This is a genomic window from Streptomyces musisoli, assembly GCF_016741855.1.
Taxonomy (GTDB): domain Bacteria; phylum Actinomycetota; class Actinomycetes; order Streptomycetales; family Streptomycetaceae; genus Streptomyces; species Streptomyces musisoli.
This window is the reverse complement of sequence record NZ_JAERRH010000002.1, coordinates 43,445-63,599: the sequence shown is the minus strand read 5'-3', so window position 1 is coordinate 63,599 and position 20,155 is coordinate 43,445. Positions and strand designations below refer to the sequence as shown.

Genomic DNA, 20,155 nt, shown 5'->3' with positions numbered 1-20,155 from the left:
ACGGATGCACCACCCCCATGACCCGTACGTCCGCGTCCGTGGCGCCCGCGAGCACAACCTCAAGGGCGTCGACGTGGACATCCCGCGGGACGTGCTGGCCGTGTTCACCGGCGTCTCCGGCTCGGGCAAGTCGTCCCTGGCGTTCGGCACCGTCTACGCCGAGGCGCAGCGGCGGTACTTCGAGTCGGTCGCCCCGTACGCGCGCAGGCTGATCCACCAGGTCGGGGCACCCAAGGTCGGTGAGATCACCGGGCTGCCGCCCGCGGTCTCGCTCCAGCAGCGCCGCGCGGCCCCCACCGCTCGCTCCTCGGTGGGCACGGTCACCAACCTCTCCAACTCGCTGCGCATGCTCTTCTCGCGTGCCGGCACCTACCCGCCCGGCGCGCAGCGGCTCGATTCGGACGCGTTTTCGCCGAACACGGCGGCCGGCGCCTGTCCCGGCTGCCACGGTCTCGGGCAGGTGCACGAGACCACCGAGGAACTGCTGGTTCCAGACCCGTCGCTGAGCGTCCGCGAGGGCGCCGTCGCGGCCTGGCCGGGGGCCTGGCAGGGCAAGAACCTGCGGGACATCCTGGACACGCTCGGGTACGACGTGGACCGGCCCTGGCGCGAACTGCCCGCCGGGCAGCGCGAGTGGATCCTGTTCACCGACGAGCAGCCGGTCGTCACCGTGCACCCGGTACGGGACGCGGACCGCATCCAACGGCCCTACCAGGGCACGTACATGAGCGCCCGCCGGTATGTGCTGAAGACGTTCTCCGACACCAAGTCGGCCACCCTGCGGGCGAAGGCGGAGCGGTTCCTGGCCGCCGCTCCGTGCCCGGTGTGCGGCGGCGGCCGGCTGCGTCCCGAGGCGCTCGCGGTGACCTTCGGCGACCGGACCATCGCCGAGCTGGCCGCGCTGCCGCTGACCGATCTCGTGGGGCTGCTCGACGGCGGCACCGAGACCGCCCGGGTGCTCACGGCCGACCTGAAGTCCCGGATCGCACCGGTGGTCGAGCTGGGCCTCGGCTACCTCAGCCTGGACCGGGCCACCCCCACCCTGTCGGCGGGCGAGCTGCAACGGCTGCGGCTCGCCACCCAGTTGCGCTCGGGGTTGTTCGGCGTGGTGTACGTGCTGGACGAGCCGTCGGCCGGCCTGCACCCCGCGGACACCGAGGCGCTGCTGACCGTGCTGGACCGGCTGAAGGCCGCGGGCAACTCGGTGTTCGTCGTCGAGCATCACCTGGAGGTGGTGCGCGGGGCGGACTGGCTGGTCGACGTGGGCCCCGGGGCCGGGGAGCACGGCGGGCGGGTGCTGTACAGCGGGCCGGTGGCCGAGCTGGCGTCGGTGGAGGAGTCGGCGACGGCCGTGTACCTCTTCGACGAGTCGCCCGGTCCGGCCCGCGAGGTCCGCGAGCCACGCGGCTGGCTGACGGTGGGCCCGGTCACCCGGCACAACCTGCGTGCGGTGACGGCCGGGTTCCCGCTCGGTGCGTTCACCGCCGTCACCGGTGTCTCCGGCTCCGGGAAGTCCACGCTCATCGGCGAGCTGACGGAGGAACTGGAAGGGGTGGAACGGCTGGTCCGGGTCGACCAGAGGCCCATCGGGCGCACCCCGCGGTCCAACCTCGCCACCTACACGGGCCTGTTCGACGTCGTACGGAAGGTGTTCGCCGGCACGGAAGAGGCGCGGGCGCGCGGGTACGGCGTCGGGCGGTTCTCCTTCAACGTGGCGGGCGGACGCTGCGAGACCTGCCAGGGCGAGGGGTTCGTCAGTGTGGAGCTGCTGTTCCTGCCCAGCACCTACGCGCCCTGCCCGGACTGCGGGGGCGCCCGCTACAACCCCGAGACGCTCCGGGTGACGTACCGGGGGCGGAGCATCGCCGAGGTCCTCGACCTGACCGTGGAGGCCGCCGGGGACTTCTTCGCGGACACCCCGGCCGCCGCCCGGAGCCTGGGCACCCTGCTCGACGTGGGCCTCGGCTATCTGCGGCTCGGACAGCCCGCGACCGAGCTGTCCGGCGGGGAGGCGCAGCGGATCAAGCTGGCGAGCGAACTCCAGCGCGGGCGCCGTGGCCACACCCTCTACCTGCTGGACGAGCCGACGACCGGACTGCACCCGGCCGATGTGGAGGTGCTGATGGACCGGCTGCACGGGCTGGTCGACGCCGGGCACACGGTCGTGGTGGTCGAGCACGACATGACGGTGGTCGCCGGCGCCGACTGGGTGATCGACCTGGGCCCGGGCGGCGGCGACCGCGGCGGCCGGATCGTGGCGGCGGGCCCGCCGGACCGGGTCGCCCGTGCGCAGGCCAGTGCCACGGCCCCCTATCTGGCCCGGGTGCTGCCCTGACCGACCAGGGCCGCGTGGGTCCACGTGGGCTCGGGCGCGGCCGGCTGGGCCGCGTGGGCGAGGGCGCGGCGGTCGGGGTGGGTGCCCGGCGGGATCACCGGCCGGATCTCCACCTCGACGACCAGCCCCCGGGCCCGGGCGACCCGCCACAGCGAGGCCAGCAGGGTGTCCTCACCGACGAAGGCCGCCGCGGTGCCGGAGCCGCCGCCCTCCTGCCGGTAGCGCAGGGCGACCGGCTGGACGGGCACGCCCGCGTCCAGCGCGGCCTGGAAGACGGCCCGGCGGAACCTGCCCTGCGCACGCCCGCACCAGGTACTGCCCTCGGGGAAGGCGGTCACGGCCGCGCCCGCGCGCAGGGCGTCGGCGATCCGGGCGACCGTGCCGGGCAGGGCGCGCAGCCGGTCCCGTTCGATGAACAGGGCCCCGCCGCGCGCGGCGAGCGCGCCCGCCACGGGCCACTGCCGGACCTCGGTCTTGGCGAGCATGCGGGCGGGGCGGACGGCGGCGAGCAGCGGGATGTCGAGCCAGGAGACGTGGTTAGCGACCAGCAGCAGCCCGCCGGCCGGCGCGGCGGCGCCGGTGACGCGGACCCGGACCCCCATCGCCCGGACGATCGTCCGGCACCACCGCCTGACCCACTCGGCGGGGATCGACCCGCCGAGTGGGGACAGCATGGTCCCGGCCAGCAACAGGACCGTGACCGCGGTCAGCCGCAGCACGGCACGGGGTACGGCCGCGGCGGCCCGGGCAGGTTCCACGCAGCCGCCCGGGGTGCAGGGCGCCGTGGGCAGCCAGACGCTCATCAGGCCGGGACGAGGGAGAGGAAGTGCCGCAGATAGCGCGGGTCGACCCGGCGCATCGACAGCAGCACGTACAGGTCGGCGACCCCGAAGCCGGGGTCGTGCGCGGGTTCGCCGCAGACCCAGGCACCGAGCCGGAGATAGCCGCGCAGCAGGGCGGGCAGCTCGGTGCGGTCGGCCGGGGCCTCGGCGGCCGGGACCCACGGCAGCAGCGGCCGGACCCGGAACTCCTCCGGAGCCAGGTGCCTGGCGCGGACCCGCTCCCAGGTGCCGGTGGCGAGGGCGCCGCCGTCGGCGAGCGGCACGGAGCAGCAGCCCGCCAGCCACTCGTGGCCCCGGTCGGTCATGTAGCGGGCGATGCCGGCCCAGATCAGGCCGATGACGGCGCCGTCGCGGTGGTCGGGGTGGACGCAGGAGCGGCCGACCTCGACCAGGCCGGGCCGGATCGCGTCGAGCGCGCCGAGGTCGAACTCGCTCTCCGAGTAGAGGCGGCCGGCGACCGCGGCCCGCTCCGGCGGGAGCAGCCGGTAGGTGCCGACGACCTGTCCGGTCGCCGTGTCGTGCACGAGGAGGTGGTCGCAGTACGCGTCGAAGGCGTCGACGTCGTGTCCCGGCTCCGCGGTGGCCAGCAGGGCGCCCATCTCCCCGGCGAAGACATCGTGCCGCAGCCGCTGCGCGGCCCGCACGTCGGCCTCGTCCCGGGCGAGGGTGACGGTGTAGCGAGTGGGTGCCGCGGGCTGCGGTGGACGGTCGAGGGTGGAAACGCCGGTCATGGCTCTCTCCTGGTCACGGGCCGGTTCGGCGGGGGCGGCGGGCCCGGTGCCACGGCCCGCCGCTCCAGTTCTTCCGACGCCGGTTGGCCGGTGCGTGACCTGTGCCAGGAGAGCGGATGTGGGGATGCTGAACGGCGGGATCAGCCGTCCTCGGTCACGCACCCGGCGAGCAGCCGTACGCCGCTGTCCGGGTCGAGGGTGGTGCGGACGGCGGCGCGGTTGAGCATGGCGACGCCGGCCCGCTCCCACCGGGGCAGGGTGAGCCAGGCCACGGCCGCCGCCCGGCCCACCCGACCGAAGATCACGGGCGGATACCACAGCGGCGGGAAACCGGACGGGGCCGGGAAACCAGACGGGGCCGGGGATGAGCACCACTCCCGGCCCCGCCCGCCCGCCCCTTCACGGACGAACGCTCAGTCGCGGCACCCCGTGGGGGTGCCGGGAACGGCGCGAGCGACCACCGCGCTCTCGCGATCGCGTGCGGCGATCAGCGCTTCCCCGCCTTGCGGGTGGCCCGCAGCCACTCCTTGTTCATTCCGGTGATCGACACCAGCGGGATCCCCTTCGGGCAGGCGGTCGCGCACTCACCGGCCAGCGTGCAGCCGCCGAAGCCCTCCGCGTCCATCTGCGCCACCATGTCCAGCACCCGCGTCTCCCGCTCGGGCGCACCCTGGGGCAGCACGTTCAGGTGGTTGACCTTGGCGGAGGTGAAGAGCATCGCCGCCCCGTTGGGGCAGGCGGCCACGCACGCACCGCATCCGATGCACTCCGCGTGCTCGAACGCGAAGTCGGCGTCGGCCTTCGGTACCGGCGTGGCGTGGGCCTCCGGCGCGGACCCGGTCGGCGCGGTGACGTAGCCGCCGGCCTGGATGATCCGGTCGAACGCCGACCGGTCCACCACGAGGTCCTTGATCACCGGGAACGCGGACGCCCGCCACGGCTCGATGTCGATCGTGTCGCCGTCCCGGAAGGACCGCATGTGCAGCTGGCAGGTGGTGGTGCGCTCCGGCCCGTGCGCGTCGCCGTTGATGACCAGCGAGCAGGCGCCGCAGATGCCCTCGCGGCAGTCGTGGTCGAAGGCGACCGGCTCCTCGCCGGAGAGGATGAGCTGTTCGTTGAGGACGTCCAGCATCTCCAGGAAGGACATGTCGGGCGAGATGTCGTCCACCTCGTAGGTGGACATCGCTCCTTCGGCGCCGGCGTTCTTCTGCCGCCAGACGCGCAGGGTGAGCTTCATGCGTAGCTCCGCTGGGTGGGGTGGACGTACTCGAAGACCAGGTCTTCCTTGTGCAGGACGGGGGCCTCGCCGGTGCCGGAGAACTCCCAGGCGGCCGCGTAGGCGAACTCCTCGTCGCGGCGGGCCGCTTCGCCGTCCGGGGTCTGGGACTCCTCGCGGAAGTGGCCGCCGCAGGACTCGGTGCGGTGCAGCGCGTCGAGGCACATCAGCTCGGCGAGTTCCAGGTAGTCGACGATGCGGTTGGCCTTCTCCAGCGACTGGTTGAACTCCTCGCCGGTGCCGGGCACCTTGATCCGCCGCCAGAACTCGTCGCGGATCTGCGGGATGCGCTCCAGGGCCTTGCGCAGCCCGGAGTCGGTGCGGGCCATGCCGCAGAACTCCCACATCAGCTCGCCGAGTTCACGGTGGAAGGAGTCCGGCGTACGGTCGCCGTCCACGGCCAGCAGCAGGTTGATGCGGTCCTCGGTCTCGGCCAGCACCTCCTGGACGGCGGGGTGTTCGGCGGTCACGGCCTCCTGGTGCGGGTTGCGGGCCAGGTAGTCGTTGATGGTCGCCGGCAGCACGAAGTATCCGTCGGCCAGGCCCTGCATCAGCGCGGAGGCGCCGAGCCGGTTGGCGCCGTGGTCGGAGAAGTTGGCCTCGCCGATCGCGAACAGGCCGGGGACGGTGGTCTGGAGGTCGTAGTCGACCCACAGGCCGCCCATCGTGTAGTGCACGGCCGGGTAGATCCGCATCGGCACCTCGTACGGATCCTCGTCGGTGATCCGGTGGTACATGTCGAAGAGGTTGCCGTACCTGGCCTCGACGGCCGCCCGTCCCATCCGCTCGATGGCGTCGGCGAAGTCCAGGTAGACGCCCTGTCCGCCGGGGCCCACCCCCCTGCCCTCGTCGCAGACGTTCTTCGCGGCGCGGGAGGCGATGTCCCGGGGCACGAGGTTGCCGAAGGAGGGGTAGATCCGCTCCAGGTAGTAGTCGCGCTCGTCCTCGGGGATCTGGCTCGGCGGGCGGGTGTCGCCCTGCGCCTTGGGCACCCAGATCCGGCCGTCGTTGCGCAGCGACTCGCTCATCAGCGTCAGCTTGGACTGGTGGTCGCCGGTGCGCGGGATGCAGGTCGGGTGGATCTGCGTGAAGCAGGGGTTGGCGAAGTAGGCGCCGCGCCGGTGCGCCCGCCAGACGGCGGTCGCGTTGGAATTCATGGCGTTGGTCGACAGGTAGAAGACGTTGCCGTAGCCGCCGGAGGCGAGGACGACGGCGTCCGCGAAGTGGGTGTCGATCCGCCCGGTGATCAGGTCCCGTGCGACGATTCCGCGCGCCCGCCCGTCGACGACGATCAGGTCGAGCATCTCGGTACGCGGATGCATCTCCACGTTCCCGGCGGCGATCTGCCGGGACAGCGCCTGGTAGGCGCCCAGCAGCAGCTGCTGGCCCGTCTGGCCGCGGGCGTAGAACGTGCGGGAGACCTGGACGCCGCCGAAGGAGCGGGTGTCGAGCAGGCCGCCGTACTCGCGGGCGAACGGCACGCCCTGGGCCACGCACTGGTCGATGATCTCGACGGAGATCTGCGCGAGCCGGTGCACGTTGGACTCGCGGGCGCGGAAGTCGCCGCCCTTGACGGTGTCGTAGAACAGCCGGTGGACGGAGTCGCCGTCGTTGCGGTAGTTCTTCGCCGCGTTGATGCCGCCCTGCGCGGCGATGGAGTGGGCGCGGCGCGGGGAGTCCTGGTAGCAGAACTGGACGACGTGGTAGCCCTGTTCGGCGAGGGTGGCGCCGGCGGAGCCGCCCGCCAGGCCGGTGCCCACCACGATCACCGTGTGCTTGCGCCGGTTGGCCGGGTTGACCAGCTTGGCCTCGAAGCGGCGCTTGTCCCAGCGCTCCTCGACCGGGCCGGACGGGGCCTTGGAGTCGCTGACCGGTGCGCCGGTCGCGTAGTCGGTGTAGGTCATGGTCAGCTCACCACTCCGGTCATGACGCCCACGGGTACGGCGATGAAGCCGGCCGTGAGCAGCAGCGCGAGGACGTCGGCGACGGTCTTCAGGGCGCGGTCGCGGGTGCGGCTGCCGACGCCGAGGGTCTGGGCGGCGCTCCAGAAGCCGTGCCGGATGTGCAGGCCGAGCGCGAGCATCGCGACGATGTAGACGACGTTGCCGTACCAGGTGGAGAAGGTGTCCACGACGTTCTGGTACGGGTGGCCCTCCTGGAAGCCGCCGGAGTGCACGGTGCCGGTGGTCAGGTCGAGGATGTGCCACACGATGAACAGGCCGAGGATGATGCCGCCCCAGCGCATGGTGCGGGTCGCGTAGCTCGCCCGCGGCTTCTTGTGCACGTACTTGCTGGGCCGCGCCTTGATGTCGCGGCGGCTGAGCTGGTATGCGGACGTGGCGTGGGCGACCACGGCGGCGACGAGGACGATCCGGACGAGCCAGAGGGTCCACTCGTAGTGCATGAAGGGCTCGCCGACCGTGCGCAGCCAGTGCGCGTAGTGGTTGAACTCCCCCGCACCGAAGAAGATCTTCAGGTTGCCGATCACGTGCGCGACCAGGTACAGCAGCATGATCACGCCGCTGACGGCCATGACCGTCTTCTTGCCGACGGAGCTGTCCCACACGGTGCGTGCCATGGACGGCCGTCGGTCCGTCCGCGTTGCCAGAGCCATGCCCAGCACGCTAGGCGGACGGAACCCGATCAGTCCAAGACATGGTCCAGCTCGTTTCCATAGGCTGAGGCTATTCTTGCTGGATGCAGTTCCAGCAGCTCCAGTACTTCGTGGCCGTCGTCGAGACCCGGCACTTCACCCGGGCCGCCGAGCTGGTCCATGTCGCCCAGCCGTCGCTGTCGCAGCAGATCAAGGCACTGGAGCGGGAGCTGGGCGCGGATCTGTTCCTGCGGGCCCGGGGCAACATCACGCTCACCGACGCCGGCGAGGCGCTGCTGCCGCTGGCCCGGCGCATCCTGGCCGACGCCGACACCGCCCGGCACGAGGTGCAGGAGCTGGTCCAGCTGCGGCGGGGGCGGGTGCGGCTGGGGGCGACGCCGAGTCTGTGCACCGGCCTGCTGCCGGATGTGCTGCGCGCCTTCCACGACCGGTATCCGGGGATCCGCCTGCTGATCGAGGAGGGCGGCTCGCACGACCTGGTGCGGGAGCTGGCGCGGGGTGCGCTCGACCTGGCGCTGGTCGTGCTGCCGCTGCCGACGCAGGCGCCCGCGCTGACGACCGTGGAGCTGCTGCGGGAGGGCCTGGTGGTGGTGTCCTCTCCGGAGGCGCCGGTGCCCGGCCGGGGCGGGCGGGCCGTCGAGATCGCCGACCTGGAGCGGGAACGGCTGGTGATGTTCCGGCACGGGTACGACCTGCGGGAACTGACCGTCGCCGCCTGCCGCTCCGCCGGCTTCGAGCCGGAGTTCGCGGTGGAGGGGGGCGAGATGGACGCGGTGCTGGGGTTCGCCCGGGCGGGGCTCGGGGTCGCCGTGGTGCCGCGGATGGTGGCCGCCCGGGCGGGGCGGGGGCTGCGCGTGACCCCGCTGGCCAGGCCGGGACTCCATCGGACGATCGCCCTGGCACACCGCAGCGACGTGGCCCCGCCGCGCGCGGCCAGGGAGTTGCAGCGGATGCTGCTGGAGCGCTGACACCCGATCGCATTCATTCGCTTTCCGTCATTTGCGCGACAGAAATCGGATTCTTCCGGTCGGGTCGAGCGCCCGGGAACCATGGGTCCGCGGACGGCGTTTCTCCAGCCAGACACGACCTGACGGGGGGATCACGATGTCCCTGGCTCGGAAGATCATCATGAGTGCGCTGGCCGTCGCGCTGGTCGCCTCCACACCTCTGCTCTGGCTGCTGGACGGCCCCGGTACGGGGCAGTTGGCGGGTGCGTCCGTCCAAGTGGCTCTCGCTGTCGTCGCCCTGGCCTGGACGTGGATCCGGCCGTCCGGCACGGCCGCCCACGACCGGGCCGTGGGAACCGGACGAGCGCGCGCCCGCGACGCCGGCATGAGCATCACGGGCATACGCCGTCGGCATGGGCGGGGCGGCGGATCGGCGACGGCCGAGAACACGGGAGACGCCACGTCCCACGGCCCGGGCAGCGCCTCCGTCACCGGCATCGACTACAGCTGACCGTCCGGACCGGGCAGGGGGCGAGTGATGACCGCAGGGGAAGAACAGGACAGCGGCCACGGGCGGGTCCCGGGCCCGGACGGGACGGCCGGCCACGGGCGGGGGGCGGCACCCGACCCGCCGCCCACGGTGCACGTGAGCAACAGCGGGGACGGGACCGCCTACGACGGCGCGGTCGTCGTCACGGGCGCTGCGGACCGGGTGCGGGTCACCCGGGTCACGATCGGCCGGGCGGCCGCCCGGCCGCCGGCCGTCCCCGCCCGCTGGGAGGAGTCCCGGCGGCGCCTGATGATCCAGGAGGTCGAGGCGGGCTGGCTGACACAGCTCGACGCGATCCGGCCGCGCCTCTCGCAACTGATCGACCCGCCCATGACGATCGCCGTGGACGCGGCACCGCCGGCGGCCGTGGCCAAGGGCACCGAACCCCTCGCGATCTTCCAGCGGTGCCGCTCCCAGATGCTGATCCTCGGCGCGCAGGGGGCGGGGAAGTCCACGCTGATGCTCCGGGTCATGCGCGACCTGATGTCCGTGGACGATCCGGCCGTGCCGGTTCCGGTGCCCGTCGTCCTGCCGCCCGGCCACCCCGCCCCCGACGACCTCGCGGCCTGGCTGACCCGGCGGGTGCTGCACTGGTTCAGCGGCAACGACGAGGGCGAGGCGGAATCGCTGCTGAAGCTCGGCTGCGTGGTGCCCTGCCTGGAGGGACTGGACGCCGTGGTGGAGCCCGCTCTGGAGGGCTGGGCGACGGCGATTCGGACGTATCTCGACACCTACCGCGGACTTCCGTTCCTGCTGGCGGCCCAGGAGGTCACGGCGGCATCGCTCGGGCTGGCCCCGGCATTCACCGGCACGGTCCACATCCACCCCCTGACCGGCGTCGCGCTGGACGACGCGGTCGACATGCTCGACGCCGACGAGGGACATCGGATCCGGGACCTGCTGGCCGACAACCCGGACGTACGCGAGTGGTGCGTCACACCGCTGATGCTCTCGGTGGCCGCCGCCGTGGACACGTCCCGGGCATGGGACACGTCGTCGATGGAGGAGGTCACGGAGTTCGCCTTCCGCTCCGGCGACACACGTTGGCTCGACCGCCTGCTGAAATCGCCCGCGAAGGCCGTCCAGCAGACGCGGGAGCAGTACGCCGTGCTGCGGCACTACGTGGTGACACTGGCCGAGCGGCCGAGCCCCGCCGTCCGCGCCCGCTCGAAGCCGACGGCCACCGCGGCGGATCCGCGTGCCCGGAGCACCCGCCGGTTCCGTCGCGGCCTGCAAGGGCTCGCCAAGGCCATGGAGTCGGGACGGCAGGAGTACTTCGACACCGCAGGGCTGCTGGCCGCCTCCGACCCCGCCGAGGCCCGCCGGTCCGGCGCTCGCTTCCACGCACCGCAGATCAAGCAGGATCTGCTCCGGGACCTGGGCATGGCCGGCCTCGTCCTGAGCACCCATGCGTATGCGCTGGCCCCGTCCGCCCTGGTGCTCTTCTCCTGGTCCTTGCTCATGTTCTGGTACAGCCAGGTGTACGGCGGGGTGCTGGACGCACCGGCGATCCGCTGGGCCGGGCGCTGGACCCACGCGCTGCCGAACGGGCTCGGAGCGGTCTGGAGCGTAGCCGTCCTCGCGTACTGCGTGACACTCGGTTACGCGTCGCTGACCAGAGTCCCCGTCGGCAAGGCCGCGCTGATCGCCGGTGTCATGACCGCGGCCGTCCTCCTCGTGGGGCTGGGCGCGGGACTGGTCGCGTTCCGGGTGGACAGTGCCGTGCCTCCACCGCGCCGGGGCGTGACCCGCGTCCTGGTCAGGGCAGGCACCGTGGCCCTCGTGCTGGGACCCGCTCTGTCGACGGCGGCATGGTGGTGCGCGTATCTGGCCGGCGCCGGGCGGCCGGCGGCCGGCATGTGGCTCCAGGACGCCGGCTACGGCAGCTTCGTCGTCTTCACGGTGGCGGGCGGGTTCGCGCTGCTGCGGCACGTGTTCGACCGAGTGGTGCTGGTGGTGGAGTACCACGTTCCGTGGCGGCTCTCGGCGTTCCTGTCCGCGGCGGCCGAGCACGGCTTCCTCGTGCCGACGGGCGGCGGATACCGGTTCGCGCACCCGACGATCCGGGCAGCCGTCGCGGTCGCCCTGGCCGACGAACCGCCGCTCGACGCCCCCTCGACCCGCGGCAGCGGCCCATGGGCCGGCGGGCACGACACTCCCGAACGGGTCTTCCGGGGTGTGCTGAACGAGACCCTGGTACGGCGTGAGGTCCGCCGCGCGCTGGCGGCATGTCCGGCAACCACGGAAGAGGAGTTGCGTGAGTACCTGCTGTCGCTGACGCCCACGCTGCTGCTCCGGGCCAGCGGGCACGAGCGGGCCTACCGCACGTTGCTGGCCGGCACCCGGGCGAAGGATGCCGGTGAGCGCACCCTGACCGTGATCCTTCCGCTGGTGGCGGTGTGGCTGCTCTTCGGTACGAGTCCGCTGTGGCTGCTGGTCGAGCCCGGCACGGCATCGTTCGGCGCGCTGGAGGTCGCCGGGCTCGCCGGGATCTCGCTCGCCCTGCTGCTGACGCCCGTGTGGATCGCGAGCCGGTGGGGCGAGGACACCGACGTCACCGGGGCGTCGCTGAGCGTCGGATATCTGGTCGGTGCGATCGCCTGTCTCAGCTACGCTCTGGTGCACCTGGTGGAAGGTCTGTTCGGCGCGCCCCCGCCCGGCGCGGTCGGCGACTGGCGTGGCGTCGTCGTCATCGCCGGCGCGATGTTCCTGCCTCCGGTCGTGGCAGTGACCGGATACCTCGTCGCACGCATCGCCGAGCGCGTATCCGCCGGCCCCCGCCCCGACTGGGCCCCCGTCGGCGTCGCGTTCCGCGAGTGGCAGGCCGTCCTCGCCCGCCTGGTCCTCGACACGGCCCTCGCCCGGCTGGGCCGGATGCGGGAGTGACCGACCGCACGACGGGTGGCCGTCGCCCTGGCCCCCCGCGCACAGGCCGCCCGCTCAGCCCGTGGCGTCCACCAGTGCCAGGTCGTGGAGTCGCTCCGGAGGGCCCGGGCGGGCGTAGTACCAGCCCTGGGCCGTGTCGCAGCCCAGTACCCGCAGCTGTTCGGCCTGGGCGCCGGTCTCCACGCCCTCGACCGTGACGGCCAGGTCGAGGCTGTGGGCCAGGGTGACGATTCCCTCCACGATCTTCAGGTCCACGGGGTCGGCGGGGAACTGCTGCATGCCCTGGGTGAAGGAGCGGTCGAGCTTGAGGATGCTCACCGGCAGGCGGCGCAGGTTGGCGAGGTTGGAGTAGCCGGTGCCGAAGTCGTCGAGAGCGATGTCGACGCCCATCTCCGCCAGCCTGCGCAGGGGTTTGAGCAGGTCGTCGTCGGCTCCGATGAGCGCGGACTCGGTGACCTCCAGACACAGGGCGTCCGGGGCGACGCCCGCCCGCTCCAGGATGTCGACCGTGTCCTGCACCAGCCCGGGGTGACTGAGCTGGCACGGCGAGAGGTTGACGTTGATGCGCAGGGGGCCGGCGGCGCCCTGGTCCCCGTGGCGTTCCCGCCAGGCACGGGCCTGGCGGATCGACTCCTCCAGCACCCAGCGGCCGAGCGGGACGATCAGGCCGGTGTGCTCGGCGAGCGGGATGAAACGGTCGGGGCCGAGGACCCCGTGCTGCGGGTGCAGCCAGCGCACCAGGGCCTCGGCGCCGCGCACGCTGCCGTCGCCGAGGTGCACCAGGGGCTGGTACTCGATGAAGAACTCGCCGCGCTCCAGGGCGGTCGGCAGGGCCGTGGTCAGCCCGTGCCGGGTGATGGCGCGGGCGTCGGCCTCGGGGTCGGCGAGTTCGGAGCGGTTGCCGCCCGCCGACTTGGCCCGGTACATGGTGATGTCGGCGCTGCGCAGGACCTCGGCGGCGGTGCGTTCGCCGGACGGGCCCTCGACGATGCCGAGGCTGCCGCGGACCAGGAGGTCGCGGCCGTCGATGCTGATGGGGGTGACCAGCGCGCCCATGATGCGCTCGGCCAGCTCGTCGACCTCGCGTGCGCTGCCGGGGCCGGTGGTCAGGGCCACGAACTCGTCCCCGCCGAGCCGGGCCACCATCTCGCCGGGCGCGGTCGCGCAGGACTGAAGCCGGTCGGCGACCTCCACCAGCAGCCGGTCGCCGGCCGCGTGACCGAGGCTGTCGTTGATGGTCTTGAAGCCGTCCAGGTCGAGATAGCACAGGCCGAAGCGCTGGCCCTCGCCCGCGTTCAGGGCCTTCTCCAGCCGCTCGAAGAACAGCGTGCGGTTGGGCAGGCCGGTGAGAGCGTCGTGGGTGGCCTCGTAGCGCAGCCGGAGGTTGAGCAGCCGGCGCTCGGTGGTGTCCTCCATGAGGGCCAGCTGGTACTGCGGTTCGCCGTCGGCGTCGCGCAGCAGCGAGACCGTCAGATTGGTCCACAGGACCGTGCCGTCGGGGCGGTTGAAGGCCTTCTCCACGTGATAGTGCTCGCGCTCGCCGTGCACGAGTTCGTCGTAGAGCCGCCAGGTCTGCGGGGCGTCCTCGGGGTGCACCCAGTCCTGGACGCGCCGGCCGCGCAGGGACGGCTCGGAGAGGCCGAACATGCGCAGCAGCGCCTCGTTGACCTGGAGCACGTTGCCGTCGAGGTCGGCGATGCCGACCCCTATGGCGGCGCCTTCGAAGACCGCGCGGAAGCGGGCCTCGCTCGCGTGCAGCGCCTGGGCGACCACCCCCTGCGCCCGCAACGCGGCCTGGGCGATGGCCTCCTGCTCGGCGAGGGTGCGTTCGCGCAGCGCCTGGGCGTAGCCGGCGGCCATCGCGTGCTGCAACCGCGAGGAGCGCATGCGCAGTTCGTCCTGGGGGCCGTCCGCACCGCAGTACAGGACCAGGTAGGCGTCGACGCAGTCCAGCGTGCGGGTCAGCGCCTCGGGGTCGGTGCAGTGCGCCCCGACCAGCGCGGCGCCGACCGCCTTCGCCGCCTCCGCGTCGAAGCTGCGGGCACGCAGCAGCTCGCTCAACCGGCGGGCGAGCGGGCGGAGTTGCTCTTCGAACTCGGCGCGGGTCAGCGACGTCGAGGTCACCGGGAAGACCGCCCGGCTCCAGATCGTGGTCAGCCGGCGCAGTCTGCCCTCCGGCCCGTCCGGCTCCGCGATCACGCCGTACGCCCCACGCCGGCGAATCCGGAGAAGGCAAACGGATCCTCGTCCTCCGGCTCCGAATCCGGGCGCCAGTGCGGCATCTGCACCAGTCCGGGTTCCACCATGTCGTACCCCTCGAAGAACCGCGCGATCTCGTCGCGCGAGCGCATGATCAGCGGGTTGCGAATGTCCTTGTAAACGTCCACCGCTCCCTCGGCCCGTTCGGCGGGCAGGGGGATTCCCTCGTACGAGGCATGGGTGAGGATGAGCAGGCTGCCGGGCGCGAGCGCCTTGCGCAGCTCGGCCACCGCACCGTACGGGTCGTCCGCGTCTTCCACGAAGTGCAGTATGGCAACGAGCAGGAGGGCCACTGGCCGATTCAGGTCGATCAGCCGCTCCAGTTGGGGGCTGGCGAGGATCTCGTGGGGCTTGCGCAGGTCGGCGGCGACCACGTCCGCGTCGTCGTTGCCCGCCAGCACCGCCTGGCTGTGGGTGACGGCCACCGGGTCGTGGTCGACGTAGACCACGCGGGCGCCCGGCACGGCCGCCTGGGCCACCTCGTGGACGTTGCCGAACGTCGGGATGCCGGAGCCGATGTCGAGGAACTGGGTGATGCCCTCCCCGGCCGCGAACCGTACGGCCCGGCGCATGAAGGCCCGGTTGGCCTGCATGATCTTCGGCAGGCCCGGCAGGAACTCCATGGCCTTGCGGGCCGCCTCCCGGTCGACCTCGAAGTTGTGCGAACCGCCCAGGTAGTAGTCGTAGATCCGCGAGACGCTCGGCACCGAGATGTCGATGCTCCGTGGGGCCCAGGCGGGACGCTCCATGTATCTCTCCAAGGCGTGGACAAGTGTAGGCGATCCGGTGTTCGAGCTGAGGCTACTGATCGCCTGCCAAAGGAGCGACCCGAACCGGAAATTGACCATCCGTTCCCGGTCACTGCCTGCGGCAAGTGCCCGTACGACCCCGCTGCGTGACGACGGCGCGGGCCTGCGGACCGCCGCCGCACACAGCGATCCGCCCCCTCCGTGCGGTGCGGAGGGGGCGGATCTTCGGCCGCGTGCCGGGTCGGGCGGGGCGATCGACCCTGGGGAGGTGATCTAGTTGCCCGGCGCGCCGACCGGCTTACCGTCGGGCGAGACGGCGTACCACGTGCCGCCCACGCCCTGACCGTTGGTGTCGCCCGGGGCCTTGTCCCCGGAGAAGGTGTAGATGGGCCAGCAGTTGACGGTCATCTGCTTGACTCCGTCGGGCCGGGTGAAGGGCATGAGGCCCTTCTTCTTCACGCCCTTGGTGTCGTCGGCGCCGACCGGGCCCACGGCCGGCCACTTCTCCAGGCAGGCGCCGGTGCAGTTGGAGACGGACTTCGGCCAGGCCTGGTCCTTCATGAAGCGGTAGACCGTCATGCCGTTGCGGTCCACGACGATGTCGCCGAGCTTGGGGTCCTTGTGGACGGACAGGCCGGGCAGATCGGACAGCTTGGCCTTCTTGCCGTTCGGGGCGAGCGCGAACCACTTGCCGCCCACGCCCTGGCCGTTGACGTCGCCGGCGTTGACGTCCTTGGCGTAGCGGTAGGCCGGCCAGCCGCCGACGGTGAGCTGCTTGGAGCCGTCGGCACGGGTGACCTCGCCGAGCAGTGCCTTGTCGATGCCGGTGCCGGCGGAGGCGTCGTCGGCGGGGACCGGCGGCCAGGTGGTGGCGCAGTCGCCGTCGCAGTTCGACTTGGGCGGATTGGCGGTGTCCTTGTCGAACCGGTAAAGGGTGAGGCCGGAGCCGTCGGTCAGGACATTGCCCAGGTCGGGGTTGCTCGCCACGGTGAGCTTGCCCGCGGGGCTGACCGGGGCCGGGGAGGCGGAACTCTTGCTGCCGTCGGCGCCGTATCCGTTGCCCGCGCCGGTCGTGGTCCCGCTGCCGGGGTTGCCGTAGTCACCGGCCGCGGCCGTGGCCCCGACGTTCTGGGCCGCCGACGCGGGAGTGGCCGCGTTGTCCTGACCGCACGCCGTCGTCAGCGCCAGCACCGAAGCGGCCGTGGCCACCAGCGAGGCGGTCCTCCAGGAGGCTTTCATCGTCAACTCCCCATTATCGCCTGGATATTGCAGCGCCTGCTGCGTCGCCGCACGGCCATGGGTACGCATCAAAGGGGTCGCCGTGTTCAACGGCGGCCGGAATTTCTTTCCGGAGCCTGTGACACGCCCGGCCACGGACGGCAGGGACATCTGGACGGATCGTGCCGATACGGGTCCTTCCGCTCGCCAAACCACCGATCACCCCATCTCCCTCTTTCGGAGCAATCTCGGCTCACCAGGGCGTACGGAGGTCTTCCGCGCCTCATGATCTGCGACGTGCATGGACCCGAAGTGACCCGATGCGCGCCTACGGCACGGGCGTTGGCCCTGTTGACGCTGACCTGGGCCCTGGTGGGCTGTCCGGTCGGCAGCGCGTCGGCCGACGCCTGCGCGTACGCCTCGACGGGCCCGGACGGCACGGTGGCGGTGGCCTACGCCGGCGGCCACCACTGGCCCACTCCCCCGCCCTGTCCGAAGCCGACGCCGCCCCCGTGTCCGCCCGAGCCGACGCCCACGCCCACCCCGCCGCCGAAGCCGACGCCTCCGCCCAAGCCGACGCCGACTCCGACGCCCACGAGACATCCGGCGCCGCCGCCGAAACCCGCCCCGAAGCCCACGCCGACCCCGAAACCGGACCCCAGGCCCACACCGCCCGCCCGGCCCGCTCCGGCGCCTCCGCCGCCCCCGGCACCCCGGCCGGCCCCCACGCCGAAGCCGAAACCGACGCCGAGGCCCACGCCCACCCCGCGGCCCACCGTGACGCCGGTGAGCTACCCGGCGTACCACCCCCACACCGTCCGCCACACGCCGCGCGGCCGCACCACCCCCGTCACCTACGTCCTGCTCATCACCGTCCCCGCGATCGTCGCCGTCGCGGCGCTGCGCCCGCGCTGACGCGCCGGCCCCTCATTTCTGGAGGCACCTGTTGTCGGATTGGCTTGTTCTCGTCCTCGCGATGCTGGGGGCCTGTGCCGTCGTGGTCGTCATCACGCTGGTGCGGCACCGGACGGCCGCCGAGGACGAGGATCCCAGCGAGACCCCGGATGTCATCGAGTACATGACGATGTGGATCGGCGTCATCTACGCCATCGTGCTGGGCCTGGCCATCGCGGGTGTGTGGGAGGCCCGCAACACGGCGCAGGACCACGTGCAGACCGAGGCCCAGGCGCTGCACGAGATCTCGGAGCGGGTGCGGGTGTATCCGCCGGACGTCCGTGACCGCATCCGCGGGGACGTGGACGCCTACGTCGGTCACGTCGTCCACACCGAGTGGCGGCGGATGGCGGACGACGGGCAGCTCACCGACCGCGGTGCCGAGCTGCTCCAGACGGTCCGGGCGGACGTCACCGACTACCGGCCGAAGAACGACTTCGAGGCCCAGGCCTACCAGCCGCTGCTGGACCAGCTGGCCACCGCCGACCAGGCGCGCAACTCACGCGCCGACTCCACCGGGGCGACCATGCCACCGGTCGTGTGGTGGGGGCTGCTCACCGGCGCGCTGATCACCATCGGCATGGTGTTCGCCCTGCAGATCCGGCGCACCAGGCGGGAGCTGATCCTGGCCGGGCTGTTCTCGGCGACCATCGCCTTCATGCTGTTCCTCATCTGGGACTTCGACGCGCCGTACAGCCGGGGCATCGCGGTCACGGCGGAGCCGTTCCTCAGCATGTTCCCGAACGTCACCGGATAGCCCGGCGGCCACAGCGGCACGGCCCTCCACCCGACCGGCACGGCCGTCACGACAGGCCTTCGCCCCCGCTTCCGTGAGGAATCGGGGCGAAGGCCTGTCGGCGTGCGGGTGTTCGGTGGCGGGACGGATCCGGTGGCCGCGCCGGCCGGCCGCGGCTCAGGCGCGCTTCTCGTGCCGGCGGCGCAGCCAGAAGGCACCGCCGCCGATCAGCGCCGTGGCCACCAGGCCACTGCCGATGGCCAGGTCGGTGGGCGTCGCGCCGCTGGTCCTGCTCCCGCCGAGACCGCCGGCGACACCGCCGAGCACGGTGAAGGCGTCCCTGCGGGTCAGGGTGCGGCCGTCGCAGCGGACGGTGACGGAGTACCGGCCGCGGCGGGCGTCGCGGTCGACGATGGCGACACCCCTCGCGGTGTCGTCGTGGAACGGTTCCAGCGGGATGGTGCCGAAGGCGTCCGAACTCGCCGTACCGGACCGGCAGCCGTTCACGATGACGGTGAGGCGGCCTCCGGCCGGCAGGACGTCGGGGGTGACGAAGATGTCGCGCGAGTTGAGGTCGTCGCCGTGCCCCTCTCCTCCGAATCCCTCGCCGCGGCCTCCTTCACCCCCGCGGCCGTTGCCGAAGCCCTCGTTGCCGTGGCCGTTGCCGAAGCCCTGGTTCCCGCGGCCGTTCCCGAAGCCCTCGTTGCCACGACCGCCTTCGTTACCACGGCCGTTGCCGAAGCCCTCGTTGCCACGGCCGTTCCCGTTGAAGTTGCCGTTGCCGTTGCCGTTGAAGTTGCCGGGGATGCGGCCCCCTCCGTTGAGGATGCCGGTGCCGGGAATGATCCCGACCCCGGTCCCGTTCAGAGTGCCGATGTTGCCGGTGCCGATGTTGCCGGTGCCGGTGCCGGGGACGACGACCGCACCGTTGCTGTCGGTGCCGCTCGGGCCGCCCCCGTTGCCCATTCCGTCCGCGACGGCCGCGGGGGCGGCGAGCCCGAGGACGGCGACCGTGGTGCACGCCGCCGCCAGGGCACGTTGGTTGCGCATGTGATCCTCCGCGGGAGGTCACCGGGGCCCGTCCCCGGTGGATCGGCGAGGAAACACCTCCCGGAACGACCCTCAGACGCGCGGAACACGCCCGCATGTCGAGAATGGTCCGTCCTGGTGAGCCGACACGCCGACGGAAAACCACACAATCGGATATTGCCGCAGGTCACGGACCGTCAGAAAATATCTGGGAACGGCAACTCGGATGGCTCACGGAACGGTCGCCCGGCCACCCGTTCGCCGATCACCCCGTCGCCCTTCACCCGCGCGGGATTTAGCGTTTTCCCATGCGCGATGGACGTGGCGCGACCGCGTCGAAAGGGGATGGCGAATGTCTGCGTCCAAGCTGTCCGAGCTTGCGGAAGAGGAGGAGCGGCGGAAGAAGCGCGCGCCCTGGGGCGTGATAGCGCTGGTTCTGCTGACCGGTCTGGCGCTCATCCGGAACGGTTCCGGGGAGTTCGACGTCGGCCCGCCGCAGCCTGCCTCGGCGGCGGCCCCGGACAGTCGCGCCACCCTGGGCAGCTTCGCCCCGGCGCCCGCATCGCTGCCGTTCTCCGTGGTCAACCGCGTCCGGATCCCCGCGATCCACGTGGACGCACCCGTCGTGCCGGTCGGCCTCGACCCGGACGGCTGGGTCGCCGCGCCGCCCCCGGACAACCCCGGCCTGGCCGGCTGGTTCACCGGCGCCGTCTCGCCCGGGGAGAAGGGGACCGCGGTCGTCGTCGGCCATGTCGACAACAAGCAGGGCCCCGCCGTGTTCTACGGCCTCGGGGCGCTGAAGAAGGGGAACCAGGTCGAGGTCCTGCGCCAGGACGGAAGGACCGCGGTGTTCGAAATCTACGGAGTCGAGGTCTTCGCGAAGAACAATTTCCCCGGCGACCGGGTGTACGGCTCGAAGGGGACACCGGAACTCCGGGTCATCACCTGCGGTGGCGGTTTCTCGAAGCAGAACGGCTACGACGGGAATGTCGTCGTCTTCGCCCGCCTGGCCGCGGTCACCTGAACCGC

The 20,155-nt window shown here is 72.3% G+C and carries 17 protein-coding genes; 7 read left to right on the top strand and 10 right to left on the bottom strand.

Features of this window, described 5'->3' with window-relative positions; translation table 11 throughout:
- The first annotated feature begins 4 nt into the window (after positions 1-4).
- Positions 5-2,335, top strand: a complete 2,331-nt coding sequence (locus JK361_RS04335) for an ATP-binding cassette domain-containing protein (RefSeq protein ID WP_201814311.1) — start codon at positions 5-7, stop codon at positions 2,333-2,335.
- On the opposite strand, the gene JK361_RS04330 is transcribed toward JK361_RS04335, so the two are convergent.
- From JK361_RS04330 to JK361_RS04305, 6 genes are all read right to left on the bottom strand, one after another.
- A complete protein-coding gene (locus JK361_RS04330) occupies positions 2,311-3,138 on the bottom strand; it encodes a lysophospholipid acyltransferase family protein (protein ID WP_201814310.1) in 828 nt (275 codons plus the stop codon). The genes JK361_RS04335 and JK361_RS04330 overlap by 25 nt on opposite strands.
- Complete coding sequence (locus JK361_RS04325) at positions 3,138-3,908, bottom strand: GNAT family N-acetyltransferase (RefSeq protein WP_201814309.1); 771 nt, start codon at positions 3,906-3,908, stop codon at positions 3,138-3,140. Before JK361_RS04325 ends, JK361_RS04330 begins: the two co-directional genes overlap by 1 nt.
- A gap of 140 nt (positions 3,909-4,048) precedes the next feature.
- On the bottom strand, positions 4,049-4,213 hold the full coding sequence (locus tag JK361_RS04320) for a hypothetical protein (RefSeq protein WP_201814308.1): 165 nt from the start codon (positions 4,211-4,213) through the stop codon (positions 4,049-4,051).
- Between the two features lie 182 nt (positions 4,214-4,395).
- On the bottom strand, positions 4,396-5,145 hold the full coding sequence (locus tag JK361_RS04315) for a succinate dehydrogenase/fumarate reductase iron-sulfur subunit (protein WP_201814307.1): 750 nt from the start codon (positions 5,143-5,145) through the stop codon (positions 4,396-4,398).
- Complete coding sequence (locus JK361_RS04310; RefSeq protein WP_201814306.1) at positions 5,142-7,088, bottom strand: fumarate reductase/succinate dehydrogenase flavoprotein subunit; 1,947 nt, start codon at positions 7,086-7,088, stop codon at positions 5,142-5,144. The genes JK361_RS04315 and JK361_RS04310 overlap by 4 nt, the downstream gene beginning before the upstream one ends.
- A gap of 2 nt (positions 7,089-7,090) precedes the next feature.
- Complete coding sequence (locus JK361_RS04305; protein ID WP_201814967.1) at positions 7,091-7,762, bottom strand: succinate dehydrogenase; 672 nt, start codon at positions 7,760-7,762, stop codon at positions 7,091-7,093.
- Positions 7,763-7,881: 119 nt separating this feature from the next.
- Here JK361_RS04305 and JK361_RS04300 point away from each other — a divergent pair, with 119 nt between their 5' ends.
- The 3 genes from JK361_RS04300 to JK361_RS04290 all read left to right on the top strand — a co-directional run bounded on the left by JK361_RS04300 (position 7,882) and on the right by JK361_RS04290 (position 12,181).
- Positions 7,882-8,766 (top strand): LysR family transcriptional regulator, encoded by an 885-nt coding sequence (locus JK361_RS04300; RefSeq protein WP_201814305.1) that lies wholly within the window; start codon positions 7,882-7,884, stop codon positions 8,764-8,766.
- Positions 8,767-8,902: 136 nt separating this feature from the next.
- Positions 8,903-9,256 carry a hypothetical protein gene (locus JK361_RS04295; protein ID WP_201814304.1) on the top strand — a complete coding sequence of 118 codons (354 nt, stop codon included), beginning with the start codon at positions 8,903-8,905 and terminating at the stop codon, positions 9,254-9,256.
- Positions 9,257-9,283: 27 nt separating this feature from the next.
- Positions 9,284-12,181, top strand: coding sequence for an NACHT domain-containing protein (locus tag JK361_RS04290; RefSeq protein WP_201814303.1), 2,898 nt, complete (start codon positions 9,284-9,286; stop codon positions 12,179-12,181).
- 54 nt (positions 12,182-12,235) lie between these two features.
- Here the strand turns inward: JK361_RS04290 and JK361_RS04285 are convergent, their stop codons facing one another.
- From JK361_RS04285 to JK361_RS04275, 3 genes are all read right to left on the bottom strand, one after another.
- A complete protein-coding gene (locus JK361_RS04285; protein WP_201814302.1) occupies positions 12,236-14,380 on the bottom strand; it encodes a putative bifunctional diguanylate cyclase/phosphodiesterase in 2,145 nt (714 codons plus the stop codon).
- Complete coding sequence (locus tag JK361_RS04280) at positions 14,377-15,189, bottom strand: SAM-dependent methyltransferase (protein WP_201814301.1); 813 nt, start codon at positions 15,187-15,189, stop codon at positions 14,377-14,379. The genes JK361_RS04285 and JK361_RS04280 overlap by 4 nt, the downstream gene beginning before the upstream one ends.
- 273 nt (positions 15,190-15,462) lie before the next feature.
- Positions 15,463-16,428, bottom strand: a complete 966-nt coding sequence (locus JK361_RS04275) for an SCO0930 family lipoprotein (RefSeq protein ID WP_201814300.1) — start codon at positions 16,426-16,428, stop codon at positions 15,463-15,465.
- 765 nt (positions 16,429-17,193) lie between these two features.
- Between JK361_RS04275 and JK361_RS41975 the strand changes: the two genes are divergently transcribed.
- Together JK361_RS41975 and JK361_RS04270 are read left to right on the top strand one after the other, a co-directional pair.
- Positions 17,194-17,322 carry a hypothetical protein gene (locus JK361_RS41975; RefSeq protein WP_262418603.1) on the top strand — a complete coding sequence of 43 codons (129 nt, stop codon included), beginning with the start codon at positions 17,194-17,196 and terminating at the stop codon, positions 17,320-17,322.
- Positions 17,323-17,353: 31 nt separating this feature from the next.
- Positions 17,354-18,118: a bestrophin-like domain gene (locus tag JK361_RS04270; protein WP_201814299.1), complete on the top strand. Its 765-nt coding sequence runs from the start codon at positions 17,354-17,356 to the stop codon at positions 18,116-18,118.
- Positions 18,119-18,274: 156 nt separating this feature from the next.
- Here JK361_RS04270 and JK361_RS04265 read toward each other — a convergent pair whose 3' ends face one another.
- Positions 18,275-19,147 carry a hypothetical protein gene (locus JK361_RS04265; RefSeq protein WP_201814298.1) on the bottom strand — a complete coding sequence of 291 codons (873 nt, stop codon included), beginning with the start codon at positions 19,145-19,147 and terminating at the stop codon, positions 18,275-18,277.
- A 331-nt stretch (positions 19,148-19,478) separates the two neighbouring features.
- Between JK361_RS04265 and JK361_RS04260 the strand changes: the two genes are divergently transcribed.
- The gene (locus JK361_RS04260) at positions 19,479-20,150 is read left to right on the top strand and encodes a class F sortase (RefSeq protein WP_201814297.1); all 672 of its coding nucleotides are present in this window, start codon (positions 19,479-19,481) and stop codon (positions 20,148-20,150) included.
- Positions 20,151-20,155: the final 5 nt, after the last annotated feature.

Coding starts and splice junctions, on each gene's coding strand:
- JK361_RS04335 (WP_201814311.1), top strand. CDS start 5: ATGCACCACCCCCATGACCCGTACGTCCGCGTCCGTGGCGCCCGCGAG.
- JK361_RS04330 (WP_201814310.1), bottom strand. CDS start 3,138: ATGAGCGTCTGGCTGCCCACGGCGCCCTGCACCCCGGGCGGCTGCGTG.
- JK361_RS04325 (WP_201814309.1), bottom strand. CDS start 3,908: ATGACCGGCGTTTCCACCCTCGACCGTCCACCGCAGCCCGCGGCACCC.
- JK361_RS04315 (WP_201814307.1), bottom strand. CDS start 5,145: ATGAAGCTCACCCTGCGCGTCTGGCGGCAGAAGAACGCCGGCGCCGAA.
- JK361_RS04310 (WP_201814306.1), bottom strand. CDS start 7,088: ATGACCTACACCGACTACGCGACCGGCGCACCGGTCAGCGACTCCAAG.
- JK361_RS04305 (WP_201814967.1), bottom strand. CDS start 7,762: ATGGCACGCACCGTGTGGGACAGCTCCGTCGGCAAGAAGACGGTCATG.
- JK361_RS04300 (WP_201814305.1), top strand. CDS start 7,882: ATGCAGTTCCAGCAGCTCCAGTACTTCGTGGCCGTCGTCGAGACCCGG.
- JK361_RS04295 (WP_201814304.1), top strand. CDS start 8,903: ATGTCCCTGGCTCGGAAGATCATCATGAGTGCGCTGGCCGTCGCGCTG.
- JK361_RS04290 (WP_201814303.1), top strand. CDS start 9,284: ATGACCGCAGGGGAAGAACAGGACAGCGGCCACGGGCGGGTCCCGGGC.
- JK361_RS04280 (WP_201814301.1), bottom strand. CDS start 15,189: ATGGAGCGTCCCGCCTGGGCCCCACGGAGCATCGACATCTCGGTGCCG.
- JK361_RS04275 (WP_201814300.1), bottom strand. CDS start 16,428: ATGAAAGCCTCCTGGAGGACCGCCTCGCTGGTGGCCACGGCCGCTTCG.
- JK361_RS04265 (WP_201814298.1), bottom strand. CDS start 19,147: ATGCGCAACCAACGTGCCCTGGCGGCGGCGTGCACCACGGTCGCCGTC.
- JK361_RS04260 (WP_201814297.1), top strand. CDS start 19,479: ATGTCTGCGTCCAAGCTGTCCGAGCTTGCGGAAGAGGAGGAGCGGCGG.